This is a genomic window from Pseudomonas sp. JL27(2026) (assembly GCF_056933555.1).
Genome location: NZ_CM167794.1, coordinates 2238373 through 2259822, shown reverse-complemented (window position 1 = coordinate 2259822; position 21450 = coordinate 2238373). Strand labels below are relative to the sequence as shown.

General features: G+C 55.3%; 21 protein-coding genes, 4 tRNA genes and 6 pseudogenes. 12 read left to right on the top strand and 19 right to left on the bottom strand.

Annotated elements, in window-relative coordinates:
• Positions 1–83: 83 nt before the first annotated feature.
• Positions 84–425 (bottom strand): hypothetical protein, encoded by a 342-nt coding sequence (locus AC1Z1G_RS10405; protein ID WP_483626844.1) that lies wholly within the window; start codon positions 423–425, stop codon positions 84–86.
• 685 nt (positions 426–1110) lie between these two features.
• Between AC1Z1G_RS10405 and AC1Z1G_RS10400 the strand changes: the two genes are divergently transcribed.
• Positions 1111–1293, top strand: coding sequence for a hypothetical protein (locus AC1Z1G_RS10400; protein WP_483627798.1), 183 nt, complete (start codon positions 1111–1113; stop codon positions 1291–1293).
• A gap of 320 nt (positions 1294–1613) precedes the next feature.
• Here AC1Z1G_RS10400 and AC1Z1G_RS10395 read toward each other — a convergent pair whose 3' ends face one another.
• Positions 1614–2102, bottom strand: coding sequence for a hypothetical protein (locus AC1Z1G_RS10395; RefSeq protein ID WP_483626843.1), 489 nt, complete (start codon positions 2100–2102; stop codon positions 1614–1616).
• Between the two features lie 390 nt (positions 2103–2492).
• Here AC1Z1G_RS10395 and AC1Z1G_RS10390 point away from each other — a divergent pair, with 390 nt between their 5' ends.
• Positions 2493–2702: a hypothetical protein gene (locus tag AC1Z1G_RS10390; RefSeq protein ID WP_483626842.1), complete on the top strand. Its 210-nt coding sequence runs from the start codon at positions 2493–2495 to the stop codon at positions 2700–2702.
• 407 nt (positions 2703–3109) lie between these two features.
• Positions 3110–3535, top strand: a complete 426-nt coding sequence (locus tag AC1Z1G_RS10385) for a hypothetical protein (RefSeq protein WP_483626841.1) — start codon at positions 3110–3112, stop codon at positions 3533–3535.
• A gap of 188 nt (positions 3536–3723) precedes the next feature.
• On the opposite strand, the pseudogene AC1Z1G_RS10380 reads toward AC1Z1G_RS10385, so the two are convergent.
• Positions 3724–4011 (bottom strand): annotated as a pseudogene (locus tag AC1Z1G_RS10380) (DUF4113 domain-containing protein); the annotation flags it as partial.
• Positions 4012–4015: 4 nt separating this feature from the next.
• Here AC1Z1G_RS10380 and AC1Z1G_RS10375 point away from each other — a divergent pair.
• Positions 4016–4360 (top strand): annotated as a pseudogene (locus tag AC1Z1G_RS10375) (SOS response-associated peptidase family protein); the annotation flags it as partial.
• A gap of 306 nt (positions 4361–4666) precedes the next feature.
• Positions 4667–5191: an AidA/PixA family protein gene (locus AC1Z1G_RS10370; protein ID WP_483626840.1), complete on the top strand. Its 525-nt coding sequence runs from the start codon at positions 4667–4669 to the stop codon at positions 5189–5191.
• A 219-nt stretch (positions 5192–5410) separates the two neighbouring features.
• On the opposite strand, the pseudogene AC1Z1G_RS10365 reads toward AC1Z1G_RS10370, so the two are convergent.
• From AC1Z1G_RS10365 to AC1Z1G_RS10345, 5 genes and pseudogenes are all read right to left on the bottom strand, one after another.
• Positions 5411–5542 (bottom strand): annotated as a pseudogene (locus AC1Z1G_RS10365) (lysis protein); the annotation flags it as partial.
• A gap of 16 nt (positions 5543–5558) precedes the next feature.
• Complete coding sequence (locus tag AC1Z1G_RS10360; RefSeq protein WP_483626839.1) at positions 5559–5852, bottom strand: hypothetical protein; 294 nt, start codon at positions 5850–5852, stop codon at positions 5559–5561.
• A gap of 63 nt (positions 5853–5915) precedes the next feature.
• Complete coding sequence (locus AC1Z1G_RS10355; protein ID WP_483627797.1) at positions 5916–6161, bottom strand: hypothetical protein; 246 nt, start codon at positions 6159–6161, stop codon at positions 5916–5918.
• 47 nt (positions 6162–6208) lie between these two features.
• Positions 6209–6547 carry a hypothetical protein gene (locus tag AC1Z1G_RS10350; protein ID WP_483626838.1) on the bottom strand — a complete coding sequence of 113 codons (339 nt, stop codon included), beginning with the start codon at positions 6545–6547 and terminating at the stop codon, positions 6209–6211.
• Between the two features lie 32 nt (positions 6548–6579).
• Positions 6580–7009: pseudogene (locus AC1Z1G_RS10345) on the bottom strand (structural protein).
• 506 nt (positions 7010–7515) lie between these two features.
• Between AC1Z1G_RS10345 and AC1Z1G_RS10340 the strand changes: the two are divergent.
• Positions 7516–8892 carry an IS30 family transposase gene (locus tag AC1Z1G_RS10340; RefSeq protein ID WP_483626837.1) on the top strand — a complete coding sequence of 459 codons (1377 nt, stop codon included), beginning with the start codon at positions 7516–7518 and terminating at the stop codon, positions 8890–8892.
• Between the two features lie 7 nt (positions 8893–8899).
• Here AC1Z1G_RS10340 and AC1Z1G_RS10335 read toward each other — a convergent pair.
• Positions 8900–9777, bottom strand: a pseudogene (locus tag AC1Z1G_RS10335) (IS3 family transposase); the annotation flags it as partial.
• A gap of 542 nt (positions 9778–10319) precedes the next feature.
• Here AC1Z1G_RS10335 and AC1Z1G_RS10330 point away from each other — a divergent pair.
• A complete protein-coding gene (locus tag AC1Z1G_RS10330) occupies positions 10320–11456 on the top strand; it encodes a fimbrial protein (protein WP_483626836.1) in 1137 nt (378 codons plus the stop codon).
• A 667-nt stretch (positions 11457–12123) separates the two neighbouring features.
• Here the strand turns inward: AC1Z1G_RS10330 and AC1Z1G_RS10325 are convergent.
• Both AC1Z1G_RS10325 and AC1Z1G_RS10320 read right to left on the bottom strand, forming a co-directional pair.
• Positions 12124–12519, bottom strand: coding sequence for a hypothetical protein (locus AC1Z1G_RS10325; RefSeq protein ID WP_483626835.1), 396 nt, complete (start codon positions 12517–12519; stop codon positions 12124–12126).
• A 601-nt stretch (positions 12520–13120) separates the two neighbouring features.
• The gene (locus tag AC1Z1G_RS10320; protein WP_483626834.1) at positions 13121–13447 is read right to left on the bottom strand and encodes a hypothetical protein; all 327 of its coding nucleotides are present in this window, start codon (positions 13445–13447) and stop codon (positions 13121–13123) included.
• Between the two features lie 430 nt (positions 13448–13877).
• On the opposite strand from AC1Z1G_RS10320, the gene AC1Z1G_RS10315 reads away from it, so the two are divergent.
• Positions 13878–14126 carry a hypothetical protein gene (locus AC1Z1G_RS10315; protein WP_483626833.1) on the top strand — a complete coding sequence of 83 codons (249 nt, stop codon included), beginning with the start codon at positions 13878–13880 and terminating at the stop codon, positions 14124–14126.
• A gap of 86 nt (positions 14127–14212) precedes the next feature.
• Here the strand turns inward: AC1Z1G_RS10315 and AC1Z1G_RS10310 are convergent, their stop codons facing one another.
• The gene (locus AC1Z1G_RS10310; RefSeq protein WP_483626832.1) at positions 14213–14977 is read right to left on the bottom strand and encodes a C40 family peptidase; all 765 of its coding nucleotides are present in this window, start codon (positions 14975–14977) and stop codon (positions 14213–14215) included.
• A gap of 2 nt (positions 14978–14979) precedes the next feature.
• Positions 14980–15096 (bottom strand): annotated as a pseudogene (locus AC1Z1G_RS10305) (phage minor tail protein L); the annotation flags it as partial.
• 21 nt (positions 15097–15117) lie between these two features.
• On the opposite strand from AC1Z1G_RS10305, the gene AC1Z1G_RS10300 reads away from it, so the two are divergent.
• The 3 genes from AC1Z1G_RS10300 (at position 15118) to AC1Z1G_RS10290 (ending at position 17020) form a co-directional block, all read left to right on the top strand.
• Positions 15118–15324, top strand: a complete 207-nt coding sequence (locus AC1Z1G_RS10300; protein ID WP_483628019.1) for a hypothetical protein — start codon at positions 15118–15120, stop codon at positions 15322–15324.
• A 323-nt stretch (positions 15325–15647) separates the two neighbouring features.
• Positions 15648–15881, top strand: coding sequence for a hypothetical protein (locus AC1Z1G_RS10295; protein ID WP_483626831.1), 234 nt, complete (start codon positions 15648–15650; stop codon positions 15879–15881).
• Positions 15881–17020 carry a tyrosine-type recombinase/integrase gene (locus AC1Z1G_RS10290; RefSeq protein WP_483626830.1) on the top strand — a complete coding sequence of 380 codons (1140 nt, stop codon included), beginning with the start codon at positions 15881–15883 and terminating at the stop codon, positions 17018–17020. The genes AC1Z1G_RS10295 and AC1Z1G_RS10290 overlap by 1 nt, the downstream gene beginning before the upstream one ends.
• Before the next feature lie 114 nt (positions 17021–17134).
• Here AC1Z1G_RS10290 and AC1Z1G_RS10285 read toward each other — a convergent pair.
• A tRNA-Val gene (locus AC1Z1G_RS10285) sits at positions 17135–17211 on the bottom strand.
• A 183-nt stretch (positions 17212–17394) separates the two neighbouring features.
• On the opposite strand from AC1Z1G_RS10285, the gene AC1Z1G_RS10280 reads away from it, so the two are divergent.
• A complete protein-coding gene (locus AC1Z1G_RS10280) occupies positions 17395–18678 on the top strand; it encodes an NAD(P)/FAD-dependent oxidoreductase (RefSeq protein ID WP_483626829.1) in 1284 nt (427 codons plus the stop codon).
• A gap of 204 nt (positions 18679–18882) precedes the next feature.
• On the opposite strand, the gene AC1Z1G_RS10275 is transcribed toward AC1Z1G_RS10280, so the two are convergent.
• From AC1Z1G_RS10275 to AC1Z1G_RS10255, 5 genes are all read right to left on the bottom strand, one after another.
• Positions 18883–18959, bottom strand: a tRNA-Asp gene (locus AC1Z1G_RS10275).
• A gap of 93 nt (positions 18960–19052) precedes the next feature.
• A tRNA-Asp gene (locus AC1Z1G_RS10270) sits at positions 19053–19129 on the bottom strand.
• Positions 19130–19185: 56 nt separating this feature from the next.
• Positions 19186–19261, bottom strand: a tRNA-Val gene (locus AC1Z1G_RS10265).
• Positions 19262–19446: 185 nt separating this feature from the next.
• Entirely contained in the window at positions 19447–20220 is a 774-nt protein-coding gene (locus AC1Z1G_RS10260) for an SDR family oxidoreductase (protein ID WP_483626828.1), read from the bottom strand.
• Positions 20217–21428, bottom strand: a complete 1212-nt coding sequence (locus AC1Z1G_RS10255) for an O-succinylhomoserine sulfhydrylase (RefSeq protein ID WP_483626827.1) — start codon at positions 21426–21428, stop codon at positions 20217–20219. The genes AC1Z1G_RS10260 and AC1Z1G_RS10255 overlap by 4 nt, the downstream gene beginning before the upstream one ends.
• Between the last annotated feature and the right edge of the window lie 22 nt (positions 21429–21450).

Sequence of the window (21450 nt, the reverse complement as noted above, 5' to 3'; positions counted from 1 at the left end):
ATGATCCACTGCGCGCTTCATTAGACATGCGCACAGATATGCCATCCCGCTAACGCGGAATGAGATTCAGTGTGGTACAGGAATCAAACGCGTGGCGGTCGCCACACCCCTGGCAGGGTTTGCACTGGCAGGAAATCGCTGGAGAAGGACAGTACAACGGGGCTGGATAAGGTGACAGGGGGCTTGATGATCGAGACTTGCAACATGCCACCCGTCTTGCATTCCTGGCCGGGTTTGCAGGGTTTGCAGTGCTCGGCAGGGCTTTTCATGTCGTTGCAGCAGTCCATCCCCATATCGTCCATCATCGCCATGCCCATCGTCTTCATTGGGCACGGTTCTGTCGGTGCCTGAATCCCCGCCATCCCGCTGAGGGGAAGCGCCAGGCTAATCATGAAGATGAGGCATAACCGCAGAGAGCGTTTCATGGGCTGGAGTGTAGTCGTGGACAATGGCTCTTACAATTGGACGCATGCCATCAGCTGTCTGCCGAAAGATGCTGATGCAGCGCGATATCACCAACCCTGAATTAAACCAGCATTACTGGTACAAAATTTAAGAGCGGCCCACTGCCCACGAAATTCGCGTTTAGGTGCATGGTTTTACGAGCAGCAGGATTTCCCGCAGAGCTACATTCAGACCTTGATGGGGCATGCGGACGAGAAGATGACGAAACACTATCAGGAGGGGCACGACGAAAAGAAAATCGTGTACCTGGAGGTAGGCGCCGATCAGGCGTTTTGAGTGGGGGTTTTTCAAATCCCAGACAACAAAAAAGGGCCACCTTTCGGTGAGCCCTTCTAGACCGCCCAGCAGAGCGGATTTTGTTTGGTAGGCGCGATTGGACTCGAACCAACGACCCCCACCATGTCAGGTGACCATCGGCAAGCTGTAAGCTATTGATAGATAAGAAAAAAAATACTCTTTCAGGACGAGTGCAAAAAGACCATATCACCCTATAAGAATCAATAACTTAGCGTTGTATATTCCTACAGTAGTACCCACCCCAACGGCGTTCTGCCGACACAAATCCCCCCTATCGTTTCAACATCTCTTGCTGCTACGCCGCCCTCTCCACGGAAGACTCCCGATGCCAAATTCAGACTCCCGTCCCTGCTGTTCAAGCTCAACGAAAACCAACTCGCCCTCGAGGCCGCCATCCTGGAGCTTTCAAACTGGATGGAGCAGCGCGGATCAGCTGACGTCACCGACAACGTTCGCGAAACCTTGGACACGATTGGCCGGAATGAGGAGTTCATCAAGATGACGCTCGCGGTGCTGATGGCGCCGGAGTGACGTCAGACTGGCAGTTATCGGCCGAGGCTGTGTAAAAACGTTTTAGAGCAGGTTTGATGGCCTGAATCGGAACGAAAATCGCGCTCCTACGCAAATTTCAGGTCTGTCTGATTAACCAAAGACCGGCAGATTTTACGTAACAACGCAGACTTCAAAACGGTGCATGCATTTTCACACAGCCTCGGCCGGATGGTGCGCAAAGCAGTTCACGGCGCCACAACGGCCCGATTGACGAGCAGGCGGCCCGGCAGCTTAGCCGGGGAGCAGGAGATGCCGCGAAGCCACAGCGGGTTCGCAGCGTATCCGTTTACCGCCAGGTTTCAGGAAGCGTTTCGCTGATAGCTGCAACCAACGTAGAGATCGCTGTCTTTGTTTTCCGTGGAGACCACTCGCAGGGTCGCGCCATTGCCGAGGCTGCGCTGGTAGTCAACATAGCCACCAAGATCCAAGGTCTTTCGCAGTTTCAGGGTGCTGGCGAGCTTCTCTGCATCGGCCTTTGGGCTGCTGCTTTTGGCCTGGAGAAAGAAGTTGAAGCGGTCGGTCATCACTACGGTGGTCGACGACACGCCGTGCACCGTCAGCGCAGGCGTGACCTGCCAGGCGCCGCCGCCCCACGGGCTGTGCGGCTCATCCTTGGGCAACGACAATTGCTCAGCGGCAACCAGATCATTGAACTCGCTCACCTGCTGCGCACCGGCCTGGCACTGCGCCAGAGCTTTGAACAGGTCACTGTGGCTCGGGCCAGCAGCCGAGACAGAAAAGGTGGACAGGCACCCAGCCAGGGCGACGATACCAAGAGAGACTTTCATGACGACATCCTTGTTCAGTTGAACCAGCAGGTGATGGGCACCCGAGGTGAATGGCAGTAGATATTGCCCCTGCCTGGCTGCACACGGAGCAGCGCTGAAGGTCAGAAGCTTGCCATCGCCAACTTGAATATGCCATCAGGGTATCCCTGAGGGTGGGCTGTCGTAGAAAACAGTACTGGCTGGAACAGTGCATAGACCACGTACTGCGCAGCTCTCAGCGATTCCCTGTCTAAAACCCTACCGTCATTTGTAGGGCTTTACGCCTAATGAATACGCGGCAGCAGGTGGTTTTATACAGCAAGTCTGCCCCTCCCTGGCGCCCTGCCTACCATCCCCCTATCGTTTCAACATTCCCTACTGCTACGGCGCCCCCTCCACGGAGGACTCGCGATGCCAAATTCAGACCTACTCCCGTCCCTGCTGTTCAAGCTCAACGAAAACCAACTCGCCCTCGAGGCCGCCATCCTGGAGCTTTCAAACTGGATGGAACAGCGCGGATCAGCTGACGTCGCCGACAACGTTCGCGAAACCTTGGACACGATTGATCGGAATGAGGAGTTCATCAAGATGACGCTCGCGATGCTGATGGAGCCGGAGTGACGTCTTACTGGCAGTTCCCGGCCGAGGCCGTGTGAAAACGTTTTAGAGCAGCTTTGATGGCCTGAATCGAAACGAAAATCGCGCCCCTACGCAAACTCCAGGTCCGCTGAGCTACCAATCACTGGGAGATTTTACATAGCGACGCAGACTTCAAAACAGGGCCTGCGTTTTTACACAACCTGGGCCAAAAGCTGTCAGTCAGATGCGTCTAGCAAGCCACGGGGAATTGAAGTCGCCGAGACTCTCCCATCAGCAAAAAAGCTCAGCAATACCAGCCCCCCTGCGCCCTCATATTCGATCATGGAACTTTTCTATAAACTGATGTCAATTTGATGTCTCATTAAGACACAAGATCATCTTGGATCAATCAACGTCAGTCTATTTCCTGACAACCCATGGAGAGTGTAATGAGAGTAATCGTTGCAGTGCTATTGATGCTTAGTGGATACGCCTATGCCGGTTGCAGCACCATCAGCGACAGCGACCAGCGCACTTATTGCTATGCCAAAACGAAAGGCGAAAGCTGTAGCACTATCAGAGACAGCGATCTTCGTACTACCTGCTATGCGGAAACCAAGGGCGAGAGCTGCAGTACCATCAGCGACAGCGACAAGCGCACTTATTGCTATGCCAAAACCAAGGGCGAGAGCTGCAGCACTATCAGAGACAGCGATCTTCGTACTACCTGCTATGCGGAAACCAAGGGCGAGAGCTGCAGTACCATCAGCGACAGCGACAAGCGCACTTATTGCTATGCCAAAACGAAAGGCGAAAGCTGCAGCACTATCAGAGACAGCAACCTGCGCAGCCAGTGTGATGCCATGAAGCGTTGATTTAAGACCTCGCCGAATGAACTGGAGGGAGGATTAAATAGGGGGGCGGCGCATGATTGTTTTGGTCAGCCCGCCTCCGGAACTCGCTTGAATTCGCCTTGCCCGTACCACTCCCATTGCGTGATGGAGAACTCCATTGTCAACTCAACAATGACTTCAGGCGGATTGCTGTCACTTCATTATTCCCATCAATGACAACTCACCCTCCACAGCTGATCAAGCCTGGTCGTATAGCTCTGACTCATCATTTCATGCCGCATGGCCCAATCCGGATGGCTAGGCACGCTGGCTGATCGAAGCGTCCCCCTGCCCCAGCGACCGTTGATCTGATCCAGCACACCCATCAGCTTTGTTGAAGCGCCCGGCTGTGACGCGGCAAACAGGTCCTCGGTGAATTCGCCCGGCTGGCACAGGTTCAGCAACATGACCTCGGCCTTGCTGTAGTTGAAACCCGGCCGGAAGGCGTGCCTGAGCGCGCCGGATGGCTCGTCGATCCTGTGCGCAGCCATTGGCCAACTTCCGGATGCCGATGAGGGCGCCGGAGAGCATGACGGGTTTGTGATCATCACCGCGGACAGCGTTGGCGGTATGGTGGGCATCCATGACCGGCGGCCGGTGGCGCTTTCTCCCGAGTTGGCCGGGGAATGGCTAGATCAATTTACGACGAAAGAGCGGGCTGAGCAGATATTGCTTCAGCAAGGTGAGCTGGCCGAGGCCTTTGAATGGTTCAAGGTCAGCGTTGCCATTGGGAATGTGCGTAACCAGGGTGCGGAGTTGATTGATTCTTGGGGGGGGCGTGCCCTAATCGCACCGAACCTAATGTGAGTTGATAGAAATATGGAGTCACAAGTAAATAATAAAATCTGCACCGCAGTTTAAAATCACACCTGAGCCTATGAATAATAAGCAACTACCATTCATCCGATTTACACCTAAATTTAGCGCAACTATTTGACCGCCTACCTTTCCAACCTATAGTCACCTGCAACAATCAATAAAATACAAATATTGTAAAAATAACAACACCACACACAACCCCTACAAACTTATCAAACCCAGACCCACAGACTAATAATTTACTGTAGAACACAAGAGATCAAAAAACCCTAGCACATCAGAAGGATCTATATAATGTCTTCAAGCACAAACACTGCGGACATACTTGTAATTGTTGATGCAGATGCCTTTGTAGAAAATTATATATCCAAAGGGATAAAAGGCACCTATGGCGAGCCGATATCAATCACCACAGCAAGCGAGCTGAACAAAATCTTCATGCTCACTCAGTACAGCTCCAGCCTCAAGGGGCAGGCTACCGCAGAACTCGATTTAACAGTAAAGCTACAGGATAATATTCGCTGGCGCGGCGCAACGCTCACAAAAGGCTTCGACAAAGAAATAATTTTGTACAACCCCCTAGTGAAACCATACTCCACAGGCGCGTTTACAGGAATAACATTTGTTGCGCCAAACGCACCGCTCCCTTTATTCAACAATGACAATCCGCCAAACCCACAACAAGTAAGGTACAATCTGTGGCAAGCAGTCGCCACCACAAAAGGGAAAGTTACATACACCCTATCCTTTATGATAGTTGACAGCGACAATAAGGTTCTTGGCTACTTCACCTGGGACCCTTACATCGAGATCGTCTAACACAACAAATGCCCGCTAAGCAATTAGCGGGCATTTACTTACAAATATACTCTTGCCCACCGCTAAAACTGTCGAAACACGCACTATGAGAAGTTCCTACTATCGACAATTTATTGTTAGTTTCGAGTTCGATGTAATGTGCACGCCTCCCTTAGCGTAATGGGCGAGACCTAATATGGTTATCCTGTGTTGCCCAGTCCGCAGATCAATCATGAGTCTCTAGCGACTCACCTCCCAAACATACGCCTGGCAAGCCGCCAGAGCGATCAGTCCTTGATCGCCGTCGCCGGTAATTCCGACAATTCGTTGAGCATGCGCTGGGTCAAGTCGGGCGCGCGCCCCATGAACTACTGGTAGTGAGCACGCTTCAATCGAAAAAAATCATCAAATACCAAACAGCAAACACCCCTAACGCAGCGGTATGGATGATCAGTATGTCGCGTACTCCTGTTGGTCGACCAGAGACCATCCAATATGCGATGACCAGTGGATAGCACAGCAGGCAGGTGAGCCCTAAGGCAATGATAGCCAGCGCAATTCGAATGCCTGGAAAAAAACCAGGAGGGCTAGCCAGGCAACCAACAAAAGCAATACCGCCTAGCGTGACTATGATTATTAAGAACGCAACGATAACGCGCTGCGCGTCGAGCCGATTTTCCATAAACCCCTACTTTCAATCCTTTAAGATCATACTTAACTGGGGCAATGATATCTCATCAAGCACTCAATAAGTGCAGGCCAAAACGGCAGCAACAAGTTGCCTTTCGTACCCGATCCGCTGCCTGCGCTCAGCCAAGAGCGCCCGCACCTTCACCTCCAGGTTGTCGCTTTTCTTCAGGCCTGCAACTACCCATGGCGGCGGCATCACATCCCAAGTTTTGCACGGTACCAGTACCGGCACCTCCACCCGTACAGTGCGTACTTCTGGCACCCGGCCGGCGCATCCCGTCACCCCGACCATGAACACCATCAGGAATAGTTTTCGGAATATTCCGTATTGATTTTCTGCGACTTGCCTCATAACCCCAACTCCCGATCGATCACCGCGTTGGCTGCCGCGCATTGATCACCACCGATCCTCTCCTGCTGAATCCGGTTCGCCGCAGCGTAGTCGAGCTTCGCCTCTTCTTTGGCCTGGGCCACCGCCTTCTCGGCGAGCGCCGCACGGTCCCTCCCTGCCCGCACCAGCCTGCCCAACTCGCGCCCCTGCTCGCTAGCCAGTGCTTCCAGGTTGTCTCGCCCGGCCTGCGTCTTGGCCAGGTCCTGGTTCGCAGTGACGAGCAGCGGCCGATAGTGACCAGCAGCCAACCAAACACCGAACACCGCCCCGCTGCCGAGAAGGACGATCAGAGCCAATCCCGCGCCCAGCAGCCGCCACGCCCCGGCACTCACAGCAACGCCCTGCGCACGCCTTCCAGCAACACCGAGTCCGGATAGGCATACCCGGCGTTTTCATGGCGGATGATCGCCTTGACGAAGCCCTGCATCACCGCCGACGTGCTCAGGTCGACCTCAGCGCCCGGCCGGGTGCCGGTGCTCGCTTCGACGGCGCGCACGTAAGCCTCGGTATTGTTCTCGTTGCTCGGCGCCCAGCGGCCGATCAGCGCCGCCACGGTCTTCAACTGGTGCTTGCGCTGGGTAGGTCAGCAGCAGCTTGCCCAGGGCGCGGATGCCGTTCTCGGCGCTGTCGAAGCGGACAAAGCGTGGTTTGGGCACGCCGACTTCCAGGCCGATCTGGCCCTGCCAGGCGTTACGTGGGCTGTAATCGATGTTTCCGGGGTTTTGGTTGCGCACTCCGCGCGTTTCGGTGATCGGCATAGTTTTCTCCAGGCATAAGAAAGCCCACGGATTGGTGGGCGAAAGACATTCGATATACTGCAGCGACTTATCGGACTTACTAGGAATGGCCCCCCTATGAAATACGCGATGTTTCTCCTAGCGACAGCCGTCCTTGGTGGTTGCTCCGCATATAGCGACGGTCAAGATGCTTCTGAAATTAAAGTCGGAGGCTTTCAGGTCAGTTGCGATGCCACTCCGGCGAATCAACCCGGTTGTAACGCCGAGCCACCCTCTCGATCGTCGAAGTCCTCTGGAGGCTTTATTCTTCGCCCCAGTCAAAACTGACTCTTCTGCCCCCCGACATCACTGTTCGGCAATCTGTACTGTAGTGGTCAACTAATCCCGGACACGACGTTAAGTTTTTTCTCGGCCCGAGCTGGCGCCAGCCCACCGTTGAATTGATGGGGTCGAATCCAGTTGGGCGGATTCAACCGGTCGTCGCAACACCTTTGATCGAGGTGTTTATGGGACGACCGGCAAGCTGGATGCAAAAGTTGACGGGACGAGGGGCGATGCGTTCGCCAGGTGCGCCGTCGCTTCGCAATGAAATCGAGCGGCTGTTTTGGGCGCAGATCGCAACCGGGATCACAAGCGAAAAGGCAGCGCAGGCCATTGGCGTTTCATCAGCGGTAGGCACACGCTGGTTCCGTCATCGGGGCGGGATGCCGTTGTTTATGTCTAACCACATATCCGGAAGGTACTTATCGTTCGCAGAGCGAGAAGAGATTGGCCTGCTTAGGGCACAAAGTGTTGGCGTGCGCGAGATTGCCCGTCGCCTTGGACGAAGCCCATCGACAGTTTCACGGGAGCTGGCACGTAATGCTGCAACTCGTTGCGGTCGGCTTGAGTATCGAGCTTCAGTCGCACAATGGAAGGCCGAATTGGTTGCCAAGAGGCCGAAGCCAGCGAAACTGGCGACTAACCCACGACTGCATCACTACGTGCAAGACCGTCTGGAGGGTAAGGTTCACGACGCTGATGGCCGTGAGATTACTGGGCCTCGGCAAGCGCCCTTCAAAGGCCGAAATAAACCACATCGCAGTGACCGTAAATGGGTCAGCGGCTGGTCGCCCGAACAGATTACCAACCGGCTACAGATCGATTTTCCGGACGATGAATCCATGCGCATCTCTCACGAAGCCATATATCAGGTGCTCTACATTCAGGGGCGAGGGGCTCTCAAGCGCGAACTGGTTAGCTGTTTGCGCACGGGGAGAGCATTGCGCGTGCCGAGAGCCAGGGCGCAGGCCAAAGCGTGGGCACATGTAAGTGAGGATGTCATGATCTCCAGTCGTCCTGCTGAGGTGGAAGACCGAGCTGTACCAGGGCATTGGGAGGGCGACCTGATCATCGGTCTAAACCGTTCTGCGATTGGAACGCTGGTCGAGCGTTCAACTCGATTCACCATGCTCGTCCATCTGCCCCGCGAAGAAGGTTATGGGCTAATTCCCCGAACGAAGAACGGCCCGGCACTTGCCGGCTACGGGGCAGTTAGCATGGCCAACGCGTTGAAGAAGACGGTGACTGATCTTCCCGTCGAGCTGTGGAGATCTTTAACCTGGGATCGTGGGAAGGAGCTATCGGATCACGCTAGGTTTACTATCGAATCCGGAGTAAAGGTCTTCTTCGCTGACCCTCATAGTCCATGGCAGCGCGGCACGAACGAGAATACGAACGGTCTTCTGCGCCAATACTTCCCGAAAGGTACCGACCTGTCTCGCTGGAGTGCTCAAGAGATCCAAGCCGTAGCCCACGCGCTAAACACGAGACCCCGAAAAACACTCGGCTGGAAAACACCCGCCGAAGCTCTGAATGAGTATCTAAAATCTGTTCAACAACTCGGTGTTGCGACGACCGGTTGAATTCGCCCTGCGACCCTTGATCCGAGTGAAACAGCAGGCCCTGAGGTCTTCCTCGTTGCTCGTAAGCCATATCCAGCGCCTTGATAACCAGATCGGCGTCCGGCTTTTCCGACAACGCCCAGCCCACCACCCGGCGCGTGCAAAGATCCAGCACGACAGCCAGGTAATGCCATTTCCCCTGGGCCCAGATGTAGGTGATGTCGCCGCACCACACCTGGTTGGGTGCCGGAACATCGAACTTCCGATTCAAGATGTTCGGGATATCCAACCGTTCAACCGTCGCTCGTTTATAGGCATGTGATCCGGGTTGTTTACTGACGAGGTCAAGCTCGCGCATCAAGCTGCGCACTTTGAATCGACCGAGCTGCTCGCCGTCGTCACGCATCAGCGACAGGATGCTGCGGCTGCCCGCTGCACTGCGACTTTGCGAGAACAGCTCGCTCACCCGGCTGCGCAACCGAAGCCGTTCGACATCAGGCGTTCGGCGCCTAAGGCGCTGGGCGTAGTAGCACGAACGGGTGACTTCAAACACCTTGCACAGCCAATCAATCGGCTCATGGACGCTCAATTGATTGATCAGCGCGTACGCTCGTGATCTTCCGACATCAAGAGCGCGGTAGCCTTTTTTAATATCGATTTTTCCCGTTCAAGGCGGGCGATCCGGGCTTCAAGCTCCTGGATTTTCTGCTGTTCCGGGGTCAGCGCTTTGCTCTGCGGAGTGACGCCTTGGCGCTCCTGCTGAACCTGATCAACCCAGCGGCGCAGGGCCGACTCGCCGACGCCGAGTGAACGGCTGGCTTCGATGTAGCTGTAGTTTTGCTTGAGCACGAGGTCGGCAGCCTCGCGTTTGAATTCAGCAGAAAAGGAACGGCGTTGTTTGGTCATCTGACACCTCGATCTGGCGAGCATTCTCGCCTAAATGGGTGTCCGGCTTCATTAGACCACTACAACTCGCTTGTACTCATCCTGCCCATACCACTCCCAGAGTGTCGCTGAGAACCCCATATCCAAACTCCTAAACCGGAACCGCCGAGATCCCTTGAGTAGCGATTTTAGCCCTAAGTTGGAAAGAAACGAAAAAGCCAAACAGGTGGACTGGGCTTTTTGCTACCTCTCCGTTGAACCGGTAAAACACCCTACAACTGCCCCTGATCGGGCATCCAGCGTGGATGCAAAGCCAGTAACGCCCCGTCACCCTCGGATAGTAGCCTCCTGCCCCCTACGCAAAGGATTTCCCAGTCCTTTGCCTGCAAGCCCAAGGACTGGGATTGCGCCAATATCGGCGCGGATAAGGCCTGACCGAACACCAGAAATAACAAAGCCCAGGTCTAGACTGGGCTTCTTCACATCTAATTGGGTCAACGAATGAGCTGTCCCCCACACACCATCTGATCAGTCATGTACTTTAGGATGTTGGTGCACGCCCGATGGCAGCCCCCTCTCAGCCCTTTTGTTACTCAAGACAAAACAGCTCAGGTCGGCTCGTCGGTTGGCAAGAGGTCACCAAAATTTTAAGAAATGCCTTATGTTCGCGGCCTTTAGCAACCCCCATGGTGGCCGCCCCTCCACCATCCCGTATCGACATCAATATGAAAACTTCAAGAGCGCAGAGCAGACTGCGCCCGCTGCTGAGCGTCGCGGCCGCGATGGCGATTGTGTTTTCGTCGGGAGCAATGGCTGAGACGTGCAAACTCACTGCCATCAACCCAAAAACAGTCACCATAAACTTCGGGAGCAATCTGACGGAAAGCCTGACAGTCCCTAGTGATGCGCCCATTGGCACGGTCATTTACCAGGACAGTATTAACGTGTCGTTCATGTCGGTTATATGTTATCCGGGCAAACTGTATGGCTTTGCCTTGAACCCGGCACTGGGCAGCGCGAGCAGTGACACAACCTTTCCTTTGGGTAAGTCTGGGCTTTCATTTCGAATAGCTTCTACAACAGACGAATATCCCTACTTATCAATACTGGAAAACCTTGGGCAATATGGAGTTTATTTTTTTGAGGCTGGAACCTATCGGCTTGAAATTATCAAGTCAGATGAGAAAATGCAAAGTGTCCCAGCCGGTTATCTTGGCCAACACCAGGCCGGTGAAGCCGTTCTTAACAAATTTTATTTAATCAACCCCATTACCCTGAATACGGCCTCCTGCCAGACCCCGGCAGTGTCGGTTCAAATGGGCGACGACTATCGCCTGGAGGAGCTCACCAAAAGCGGCGATACCCCTCGGGTGATCAAATTCAACATTGGCCTCAATCAGTGCCAAAGCGGCATCAACAAGGTCACCTACTCACTCAAAGCAACCACCCAAGTCATCAATGCTCAAAAGGGTATCGTGGCGCTGAACTCCAGTTCAACGTCTAAAGGCATCGGTTTAAAGCTAATGAACGAGGCAGGACAACCTATCGCGCTGGACACTGCCTACCCGTTCGACGGGTTCAACACCATAGGCACAAGCTTCAACATACCGCTGTCCGCTGCTTACTACCGCCTGGCTGAGGGCAAACTGGAAGCCGGCACCGCGAACACCGAAGTGACGTTTATCGTGAATTACCTGTAACGAACTAAGGGCCGATAGCAGCCATTGCTTAATGCCCGTTTTGGGTTGTGGGATTCACCGGTCGATGCACGAAAGCATCATGCAAGAGATGATGCCACCGCCTGTACGAATCCCCAGAAGCGAGAAAGCCCAGCACTCGACTGGGCTTTTCACGTCAACGAACCGGAAGCTTCAGCGAGCCAAAGCCCCTACGAACAATTTCATGTCGTTCCCTCGTTGAGATTTGGCGGGACTGTAACATTGGGAGGACAGAAACGAAAAAGTGCGCGGGTCGACCTTACCTTGGCCTACTGTGCTGGAACGCTCAGCGTTCGCCCCCTTTCGAGTTGAAGATTGTTTTGGAGTTGCATTCGGTTATTCAACGTTGGTGACGAACGAAAGTTATTTATCTTCGCCGCTTCACTGAGACTTTTGGGGCCCTGGATTTTATCAAAGTCTATCTTCTGAAAACTGCTCTTCTTATCGACCAAAATTCGAAGATCATCTCGCACGTTCGGTGGTAAATTCTGGATCTTATCAATATTCTTCCCGCCACTTTCTACGATATCCTCGGCACACGCGTTATAACAGGGAGGATTCGGTTCGAAAGGATAAGAGTAACAACTGCATGCATGAGCTTGACCAGCAAAGGCACTGAGACAAAAAAACGCAAAACCTATTGCTTTCATTATCGAGCCCCCTCACGCAGTTGCTTTAGAAATATCCATGTCAAGGTATAGCAGATCAGCCAAATGCCGAAAAACACCAAGGACCACAACAGGTATGTACGCTGGAACCCGTAGAAGGTGTTGATCTGGTCAGCGATAGTGTTGATCAAAGAAGGACTAAAACGAGTCGCGAGGTGGGCGCCAACAATCTGGTTTCCCGCGTAGATGGAAAAACCGATACAGCCCCAGCCTGGAAGAAAAAGCAGATAAGGCAGCCGGAATAGCAACCGATCAGGCCGATTGTGCGAGGTACCTATGATCACGGCCACCGTCGCGCCGCCGATACCCACCGCCCAACCAGACAGCAGGGTCGAGCTTTCTAGTACCTCCTTGAGAGCCTGCACCAAATCGACCATATTGCGGTTCTCCATTTGCTGAGCAAAGGCTCAAGGCATTACTGCCGGTCCATTAGTGGTTTGCCATGGCAGTTGCTCTGTAGCAAGCCAGCACACGCTGCAAACATAATCGATATGTAGATATTAGCTATAGATAACTTCTGGAAAGAACGCCAATGAAAATGGCGCATAAATAAACGCTACCGAGAATTGTTGATCTTCTGATTCGGGTCGAAATAGGACTTTCGCCAGCACACATAGACGCACTAAAAAAATGGCGTACTCCAGCTGCACGAATCCCCAGAAACGAAAAAGCCCAGCGGGTGGGGTGGACTGGGCTTTCAGTTTATTGCTCTCGGACCTCCAAAATGGTCGCCCCTGGGTGCTTCTGCAAAATCTTCCGCTCCGCATCCCTTTGGTCAGTCCCGCTTTGCAGGACATTGTTCATCCCGTTGCCGTTTTTTCCTTTTAGCTTGAAAACGTATGTCTTCGCTGCAGCCATGATGCGCATCCTTTGCTTGATGGAGGTCTAACTCTACCAACTACACTGAGCGGGCATCCAGATGCAAAAAGCCCAGCGCGGGGCTGGGCTTTGGTACTCATGCTGAATTCAGCAGCCACTTTACTGTTTGGCGCTTTCAAGCCCCTTTGGCAGCCTCCAAGGCGACAGCATGCTGGCGTATGCAGATGATACTGACACCCAACCAAGTGCTATACATCCAATGAGGATGACGACTTTCTGATCATGCAGTACGCCGAGTTCTTCTATTTTCGCGGTGTATGTGAGAGCAGCCAATGAAATCGAAGCCACGAACGCACTGCATGAGGTCGTAATGATCAAGGCCTGATTTAGGTCTGGTTTTTGTCCACGATAAAGCGATGTTGCGACGTAGGAGATCAGAAGCAATAGACTGCTCACCATGGAGCAGCCCAGTTGATCGATTTGCATGAACCGTATCCCTGTCCAGCTTACGCCGCCTTGGTAGCACACAGGCCGATGAAAGCTCCAAGAACTGCACCGATAACGGCGCTTCCTACACCAGGGAAGATCATATTTGCAGCAGCAGCGCAGCCAACAGTGGTTGCGATCATTGTGACGTCGAGTACTCGACTGATTGAGACTTTCTGCCGGGAACGGCAGCAGTTTGACCTGTGCATTGAGCTCTCCTTTCCTTGAGATATCACAGTGTGTATCAGCTATATGTCGTAATGATAGCATGCAAAACAGTGCATTCCTCCCTGTACGAATCCCCAGTAACGCCCGTCTGCCCTCCGTAGTAGCCTCCTGCCCCTACGCAAAGGATTTCCCAGTCCTTTGCCTGCAAACCCAAGGACTGGGGTTGCGCCAAATTCGGCGCTTTTATGACCTGGAGGTCAATGTGAACGAAGAGCAGCGAGTGATTACCCCCTTCGAGCTGGGCGTATGTGCAGCGATGAAAATAATCGGAACAGCTATCGCCAGTCTCGACGTGGCCAGCAGGATCAAAGTTGCTGATGCCGCCAAATCTTTAATCGAGGCAATGCCAGCCGACAAATCAATTATAAAAGATCGTTCGGCCCATCACCTTGCGCTTGAATCTTTGATATCAGGTCTTTTGCCAGAGTCGTCTCAGAAACCTTCCGAGTAAGCCATCCAACAACTTTCCCGGCGTCAGCATGGCCCGGGAAAGCATCCTTTTCTTGCTCCATAGGTATCTCCTGCGGCCCTGCCGCTTCATGTTGTTGATTGTGCATCTTTGTGCCTGAGAATCAGGCGCGTTCGGTCATGCCAGGGCCCGCCGAAGACGATCACCTCGGACGGCCGCCCGTACATGTGGTGCAGCAGGAATGGGCCTGGGCCGAAGGTGTCCGACTCTTCGCCGGGCAATGCTGGATCGGCGCCGAGATAGATCCCCGCATGGTTCGGATGCGCCGTCCTCCCCATGGCCATAACGATCATGTCACCACGCTGCGGCTGGTCGACCCTGACGAACCCGGCAGCCTCATAGGCCTGCTCGTAAAGACTCGGGCCGTCCGCGTTCTCCCACCAGCCGTCCTCGCGCTGGAAGGCTTCAAACTCAAGCCCCCACTCACGCTGGTACCAATCCGCGCAGACCTGCCAGCAATCCCAGGCACCGTGCACGAACGGCCGGTTGAGTAGCGGCGTATTGCCGGTCGGGGTGATGCTGCGCAGATCTGCCTCGGGCCAGCTCAGGATGTGCCAGGGCAACCCCGTGGCCTCACACATGGCCAGGTCATGCGGTGACGGCCGGCTGGTCGCATCCGGGTGCGAGTGAACGATGCCGATCACTTCGCCCAGGTCTTCCGCCACGGCGTAGTCCTCCGGATCGAGCCGGAACTCCTCGTTCGGCTCGGTGGCGATGTTCCGGCACGGGAAGTACTGCTGCTTGCGGCCCACGGCCAACAGCAGGCCGCAGCACTCTTTCGGGTACTCGGCCGCGGCGTGCGCCTGGATTGCACTGAGGATGTGCTTGCGCATGATCAACTCCGGGCGATCAAGGACACGGCAGGAAATCCGCCATGGCTGAGGGGTTGGTTCTCACCGACGCGTAACTTGCAGGACTTTAGGCCGCCCTTGCACTGATCCTTGCTCGGGTTAGGCGCGGCAAGGATCTCTCTATGCCCGCAATAAAGCTCTTCGGCCTGCTCATGGCCGCCCTGTTCTACCTGGTCACTACCGGGCTCTGGTTCGCCTACGGAGTGCCGCCGATGTTCGAAGAAGGTTCGGCACCCGCCCTGCTCATCGCAACAATCGGCACCGCCATCTGGCTTTGCGCCACCGGCTGCATCGTCATTCACATCATTCAGAAAGTGCGGCCGGCGTAGGTCGGGTCTGGCTTTCATCAACTTCTGCCGCCGCGCGCGGCACGGAGAGGCGCATGCCAGCAAAAGGCATCGGAGAAGCCGTAGACGCCAAGTGCTCACCCTGCGGTAGTCGGAACATTCAAATATCAGAAGAGTTTGTCGGAAGCGATCAGTACGAACTCCAGAGCGGCAGGGTTGCAGCAATTAGTACTGCTGCAATGTTCGATGCAACCGGCCGGACGTTTGGTAAGTGCCGCCAATGCGGGCACACCTGGCGCTTCCGGAAAAGCCCGCTCGCACCAGCTTAATTACTCAAGGCCCCGGACGGGGAACAGGACAACGCCATGGCAAAGGTCATTGCTCACATCACCGCCCGGTTGCCGCGACTTATGGAAGCGGGCGAGTACAGAAAATTGCGGTACGCCGGTAGCAAGCCGAGTCTGCAACAGTTGAAGAAATGGATTGAGGAAGGTGAAGTTGTGGGAGAGGTAAAAGGCGAGATGTACTTCATGGACTTGCAGGCAGTGGTACTGGGATCAAATGATCCCCTCCTCGCCAAGATGATGGAGGTGGGCTGATGGCTCCCCCGCGCGGCAGAGACGTCTCAAATCGAGCACTGCCCGAAAACTTGTATCCGAACGGTAAATACTTCATTTACCGCAATCCGATCACTGGCAAGCGCACCAGCATTAACCAGCCCCTTGCAAGCGCGGTTCGTCTGGCCAAAGCCGCAAATGCGAAGCTGGCGCCCCTGATGAATCCAGACGGTGCGCTACTCGCCCTTTTAACCGGTGAGTCCGCCCCAACTTTCTCAGCGCTTCTCCAGCGATTTGAGGATGAGTGGCTGCCCACTAGGAAATACGCCGAAAGGACTCTGCAAGAGATCAAGTTCAAAACCGCTAGGTATCGGGAGGACTTGGGTCATCTGATGATCGGACAGCTGGACGTTCTGGCCGTAGCCGAATATCTCGACGGGTTCGAAAACAACGCCTACACCAAGCACCGCGGCCTACTGATTCAGGTTTTCGCCTTCGCGACCGCCAAAGGTCTCGCAGAAAGGAACGTGGCCGAACTCACCCTGGTGAAGAAAGAGAGCGACAAAAAACGCCAACGGCACACGTTGGAGGGTTTGCTGAAGATCGTGAACAGCTCGAAGACCCCGGACTGGCTTGGTCGAGCTATCCGCCTGGCCCTGGTCAGCCTCCAACGGCGCGAGGATATTGTGAGCTGGCCGAAATCGGCGGTAGATCTCGAGAAAAACACCATCCGGGTGTCGCCCGGAAAAACCCAAGGTTACGAGAATCCAATACACCTAGAGATTGTAATGGGCGAATCATTGAGGGCGGTTGTACAGGAGTGCTTGCGATCCCCTATCGTTTCGCCGTTCCTCATCCATTACAAGACAAAGGCACGGCGACGCGAGCAAGTGGCAGCCAAGGAGCACTGGTCATCAGTCACCCCGGACTACCTGACTAAGGAATTCACCAAGGCAAGAGATGCAGCGCATGCCTACGATCATATGGACCCTCTTGAGCGACCCACCTTTCACGAAATTCGCGCTTTAGGTTCATGGCTGTACGAACAGCAAGAGTTTCCCGAGGAGTACGTCCAGGCCCTTTTAGGGCACGCGGACGCGAAGATGACACGGCATTATCAGGAGGGACATACCGAGAAGACTATCGAATATCAGACGGTCGGCGCAGACCTGAAATACTGATACTGGCGGTTGTTTTTCCAATATATTTCCAACGTTTTTCCAAACGCCAGACAACAAAAAAGGGCCCACCTTTCGGTGAGCCCTTCTAGACCGCCCAGCAGAGCGGATTTTGTTTGGTAGGCGCGATTGGACTCGAACCAACGACCCCCACCATGTCAAGGTGGTGCTCTAACCAACTGAGCTACGTGCCTGCTGTGAGGCGGCATTCTACGGAATTCCGGAGGGGTGTCAACACCTTTTTTTCACCTAACCCTATGAATATGCAAAATATTTAATTTCAGGCCCATGAAGAAGCGTTTCCGCTGGCTGGCAGCTGTTTTTTAACTCAGGTAGGATCGACGCACTCGTAAAAAATATAAAACAGAGGTTGCAGAATGGCGAACACACCCTACCCAGAGTCCTACTACGCGGCATCAGCCAATGCGACCTCGCCACGACCATTGCTGCAGGATGATGTAGAAACCGACGTCTGCGTAATCGGTGCCGGCTATACCGGCCTCTCCAGCGCACTGTTCCTGCTGGAGAGCGGTTTTCGGGTGACCGTGCTGGAAGCTGCCAGGGTGGGTTTCGGGGCCTCGGGCCGCAATGGCGGTCAGATCGTCAACAGCTACAGCCGCGACATCGACGTGATCGAACGCAGCGTAGGCCCCAAACAGGCGCAACTGCTTGGGGAGATGGCATTTGAAGGTGGCAAGATTATTCGTGACCGGGTTGCCAGGTATCAGATCCAGTGCGACCTGAAGGACGGCGGCGTATTCGCCGCCATCACCCGGAAGCAGATGAACCACCTCGAATCACAGAAGCGCCTGTGGGAGCGTTACGGCCACACGCAACTGGAATTGCTGGATCAGCGCCGTATACGCGACGTCGTGGCCTGCGAGCAGTATGTAGGCGGCATGCTCGACATGAGCGGTGGCCACATCCACCCTCTTAACCTGGCCTTGGGCGAAGCGGCAGCCGTCGAATCACTGGGCGGCACTCTTTACGAGCAGTCGCCCGCCGTGCGCATTGAGCGCGGTGCCAACCCGGTGGTACATACCCCACAAGGCAAAGTCAGGGCCAAGTTCATCATCGTTGCCGGTAACGCCTACCTCGGCAATCTGGTGCCTGAACTCGCCGCCAAGTCAATGCCGTGCGGCACACAGGTCATTACGACCGAACCGCTGGGCGATGAGCTGGCAAAAACCCTGCTACCTCAAGACTACTGCGTCGAAGACTGCAACTACCTGCTCGACTATTACCGACTGTCTGGCGACAAACGCCTGATCTTCGGCGGCGGCGTGGTATATGGCGCACGGGACCCGGCCAACATCGAAGCGATCATCCGACCGAAGATGCTCAAGACCTTCCCGCAACTCAAGAACGTGAAGATTGATTACGCCTGGACCGGCAACTTCCTGCTGACACTGTCCCGACTGCCTCAGGTGGGACGCCTGGGCGACAACATCTACTACTCACAGGGCTGTAGCGGCCATGGCGTGACGTATACCCACCTGGCCGGCAAAGTGCTGGCCGAGGCGCTACGCGGGCAGGCAGAGCGTTTTGACGCCTTTGCCGACCTCCCGCACTACCCTTTCCCCGGCGGCCAACTGCTACGCACGCCATTCGCTGCACTGGGCGCCTGGTACTACGGCCTGCGCGACAAGTACGACTTCTGATCTGGCGTAAAAGCAAAAAAACCGCCAAAAGGCGGTTTTTTTTGGATCAGGACTTGAGCAGCCCCTCAACAGGATGAGAAGCCAAAAATCAAATCACGGATACAAAAAACCCCGGTCTTTCGACCAGGGTCTTTGCTATCGACTCGAAGTAGCCATCGGCTTTCTTCGTAGCATAAAGGCGTTCAGTGGGCCTTGATGCAGATATGGCGCAGCGGACGGGACTCGAACCCGCGACCCCCGGCGTGACAGGCCGGTATTCTAACCGACTGAACTACCGCTGCGTATCGCTTTGGACTTACGCCCAATTAACTCGTCTGATTGCAAAGCTTCGAGGCTTTTCAATCTCGAACCAGGAACACCTGACTCGGAAAATATGGCGCAGCGGACGGGACTCGAACCCGCGACCCCCGGCGTGACAGGCCGGTATTCTAACCGACTGAACTACCGCTGCGCGTCGGTGGAGGCTTTTGACAGCTTCCATCTTGCTCTCGCAAGACTCTCAAGAAGTGGTGGGTGATGACGGGATCGAACCGCCGACATTCTGCTTGTAAGGCAGACGCTCTCCCAGCTGAGCTAATCACCCGTTTGCTTCTCCGAGGCCGCGAAATTTACGCAGGTAGCGAACCTAAGTCAATAGCAGGATTGAAGTTTTTTCAAAACAGCTTCAAACGGCAAGCTTCAAGCTGCAAGAAAAAGCAGGATTGCGCATTCAGCGCCCGACAGGGGTTCGCCTTTGACTTGCAGCTTGTCGCTTGAGACTTGCAACTTCTACTCGTAGACCATTTTCTTGGTCATACCGCCATCAACCACAAACTCCTGCCCGGTGACAAACCCGGCATTTCTGGACAGCAACCAAGCCACCATCGCAGCAACGTCCTCGACCGTCCCTACCCTGCCCGCCGGGTGCTGGGCATGATCGGCCTCGCTCAGGGGTTCGGCACGCCGCGCCGAAGGGTCGCGCGCATCAATCCAGCCCGGACTGACGGCATTGACCCTGATCTCCGGCCCGAGGCTGATCGCCAAGGCGTGAGTCAGGGCCAGCAATCCGCCCTTGCTCGCCGCATAAGCCTCGGTATCAGGCTCCGACTGGCCGGCACGAGTCGAGGCCAGATTGACGATGGCGCCGCCATGAGCCCGCAAATAAGGCGCGCAGTGCTTGGCCAGCAACATCGGACCACTGAGGTTCACCGCCAGCACGCGATTCCAGTAAGCCAGGTCCAGGCTTTCCAGGGTGATGTTGTGCGGATCGGCAACCGCCGCGTTACACACCAGTGCATCAAGACGCCCGAACTGCCCGAGCACCTCGGCAATCCCGAGGGTAACCTGTTGCTCGTCCGCGACATCCATGGTGATAAACCAGGCGTTCTCGCCCAGCACCTTCGCCACTTTCGAGCCACGCAACCGATCAAGGTCAGTCAGCACGACCTGCCAACCTTCCGTAATCAGCCAGGCAGCAATACCCAAACCAATGCCGCGAGCGGCGCCAGTGACCAATGCAACGCGGCCATTGGCGCCAGATATCGGCGTGGACAGCTCGATCACAACGCCGCCAACCCACGCGCCAGATCGGCCTGCAGGTCTGCCACGTCTTCCAGGCCGACCGCAATGCGGATCAAGCTGTCACGAATCCCTGCCGCTTCACGCTCTTGCGGCGCCAGGCGACCGTGGGAGGTAGTGCTTGGGTGAGTGATGGTGGTTTTACTGTCGCCCAGGTTGGCAGTGATGGAAATCAGGCGGGTCGCATCGATAAAGCGCCAGGCGCCTTCTTTGCCGCCCTTGACCTCGAAACTCACCACTGCACCAAAACCCTTTTGTTGACGCTGGGCCAGTTCGTGCTGCGGATGACTCTTGAGGCCGGCGTAATGCACTGTCTCGATGCCATCCTGCTGCTCCAGCCACTCGGCCAACTGCTGAGCATTGGCGCAGTGTGCCTTCATGCGCAGGTTCAAGGTTTCCAGGCCCTTGAGGAAGATCCAGGCATTGAACGGACTCAGGGTCGGACCAGCGGTGCGCAAGAAACCGACAACTTCTTTCATCTGCTCGCCGCGCCCAGCCACCACGCCGCCCATGCAACGACCCTGGCCATCGATGAACTTGGTCGCCGAATGCACCACGATGTCCGCGCCCAGCCTCAACGGCTGCTGCAAGGCCGGCGTGCAGAAGCAGTTGTCGACCACCAGCATCGCGCCCTTGGCGTGCGCCACTTGCGATAACGCAGCGATATCCACCAGCTCGGCCAGGGGATTGGACGGCGACTCAACAAACAACAATTTGGTGTTGGCCTTAATCGCATCGTCCCAACCTGAGAGGTCGGCCAGCGGCACGTAGTCGACCTCAACACCAAAGCGCTTGAAGTACTTCTCGAACAGACTGATGGTCGAGCCGAACACACTGCGCGATACCAGCACATGGTCGCCAGCACTGCACAGGCTCATGACCACCGCAAGAATGGCCGCCATGCCCGTCGCGGTTGCGACCGCCTGCTCAGCGCCTTCCAGCGCAGCAATGCGCTCCTCGAAAGCCCGCACGGTCGGGTTGGTGTAACGCGAGTAGACGTTGCCCGGCACTTCACCGGCAAAACGCGCAGCAGCGTCGGCAGCGGTACGGAACACATAGCTTGAGGTGAAGAACATCGGATCACCGTGTTCGCCCTCTGGCGTACGGTGCTGACCGGCACGTACGGCCAGGGTGTCGAACGCTACGCCCTCAAGGTCGCTGTCCAGCCGACCGGCATCCCAATCCTGACTCATGCTGCCACTCCTTGCTTTTTCT

What these genes read in the sequence shown, in the direction of transcription:
- AC1Z1G_RS10310 (WP_483626832.1), bottom strand. Translation starts at nt 14,977, where the DNA reads ATGCGCAAGCACATCCTCAGTGCAATCCAGGCGCACGCCGCGGCCGAG.
- AC1Z1G_RS10405 (WP_483626844.1), bottom strand. Translation starts at nt 425, where the DNA reads ATGAAACGCTCTCTGCGGTTATGCCTCATCTTCATGATTAGCCTGGCG.
- AC1Z1G_RS10360 (WP_483626839.1), bottom strand. Translation starts at nt 5,852, where the DNA reads ATGGAAAATCGGCTCGACGCGCAGCGCGTTATCGTTGCGTTCTTAATA.
- AC1Z1G_RS10300 (WP_483628019.1), top strand. Translation starts at nt 15,118, where the DNA reads ATGCCCGCAATAAAGCTCTTCGGCCTGCTCATGGCCGCCCTGTTCTAC.
- AC1Z1G_RS10255 (WP_483626827.1), bottom strand. Translation starts at nt 21,428, where the DNA reads ATGAGTCAGGATTGGGATGCCGGTCGGCTGGACAGCGACCTTGAGGGC.
- AC1Z1G_RS10325 (WP_483626835.1), bottom strand. Translation starts at nt 12,519, where the DNA reads ATGGTCGATTTGGTGCAGGCTCTCAAGGAGGTACTAGAAAGCTCGACC.
- AC1Z1G_RS10370 (WP_483626840.1), top strand. Translation starts at nt 4,667, where the DNA reads ATGTCTTCAAGCACAAACACTGCGGACATACTTGTAATTGTTGATGCA.
- AC1Z1G_RS10385 (WP_483626841.1), top strand. Translation starts at nt 3,110, where the DNA reads ATGAGAGTAATCGTTGCAGTGCTATTGATGCTTAGTGGATACGCCTAT.
- AC1Z1G_RS10290 (WP_483626830.1), top strand. Translation starts at nt 15,881, where the DNA reads ATGGCTCCCCCGCGCGGCAGAGACGTCTCAAATCGAGCACTGCCCGAA.
- AC1Z1G_RS10340 (WP_483626837.1), top strand. Translation starts at nt 7,516, where the DNA reads ATGCAAAAGTTGACGGGACGAGGGGCGATGCGTTCGCCAGGTGCGCCG.
- AC1Z1G_RS10355 (WP_483627797.1), bottom strand. Translation starts at nt 6,161, where the DNA reads ATGGTGTTCATGGTCGGGGTGACGGGATGCGCCGGCCGGGTGCCAGAA.
- AC1Z1G_RS10295 (WP_483626831.1), top strand. Translation starts at nt 15,648, where the DNA reads ATGGCAAAGGTCATTGCTCACATCACCGCCCGGTTGCCGCGACTTATG.
- AC1Z1G_RS10395 (WP_483626843.1), bottom strand. Translation starts at nt 2,102, where the DNA reads ATGAAAGTCTCTCTTGGTATCGTCGCCCTGGCTGGGTGCCTGTCCACC.
- AC1Z1G_RS10280 (WP_483626829.1), top strand. Translation starts at nt 17,395, where the DNA reads ATGGCGAACACACCCTACCCAGAGTCCTACTACGCGGCATCAGCCAAT.
- AC1Z1G_RS10390 (WP_483626842.1), top strand. Translation starts at nt 2,493, where the DNA reads ATGCCAAATTCAGACCTACTCCCGTCCCTGCTGTTCAAGCTCAACGAA.
- AC1Z1G_RS10330 (WP_483626836.1), top strand. Translation starts at nt 10,320, where the DNA reads ATGGCAGCCCCCTCTCAGCCCTTTTGTTACTCAAGACAAAACAGCTCA.
- AC1Z1G_RS10320 (WP_483626834.1), bottom strand. Translation starts at nt 13,447, where the DNA reads ATGCAAATCGATCAACTGGGCTGCTCCATGGTGAGCAGTCTATTGCTT.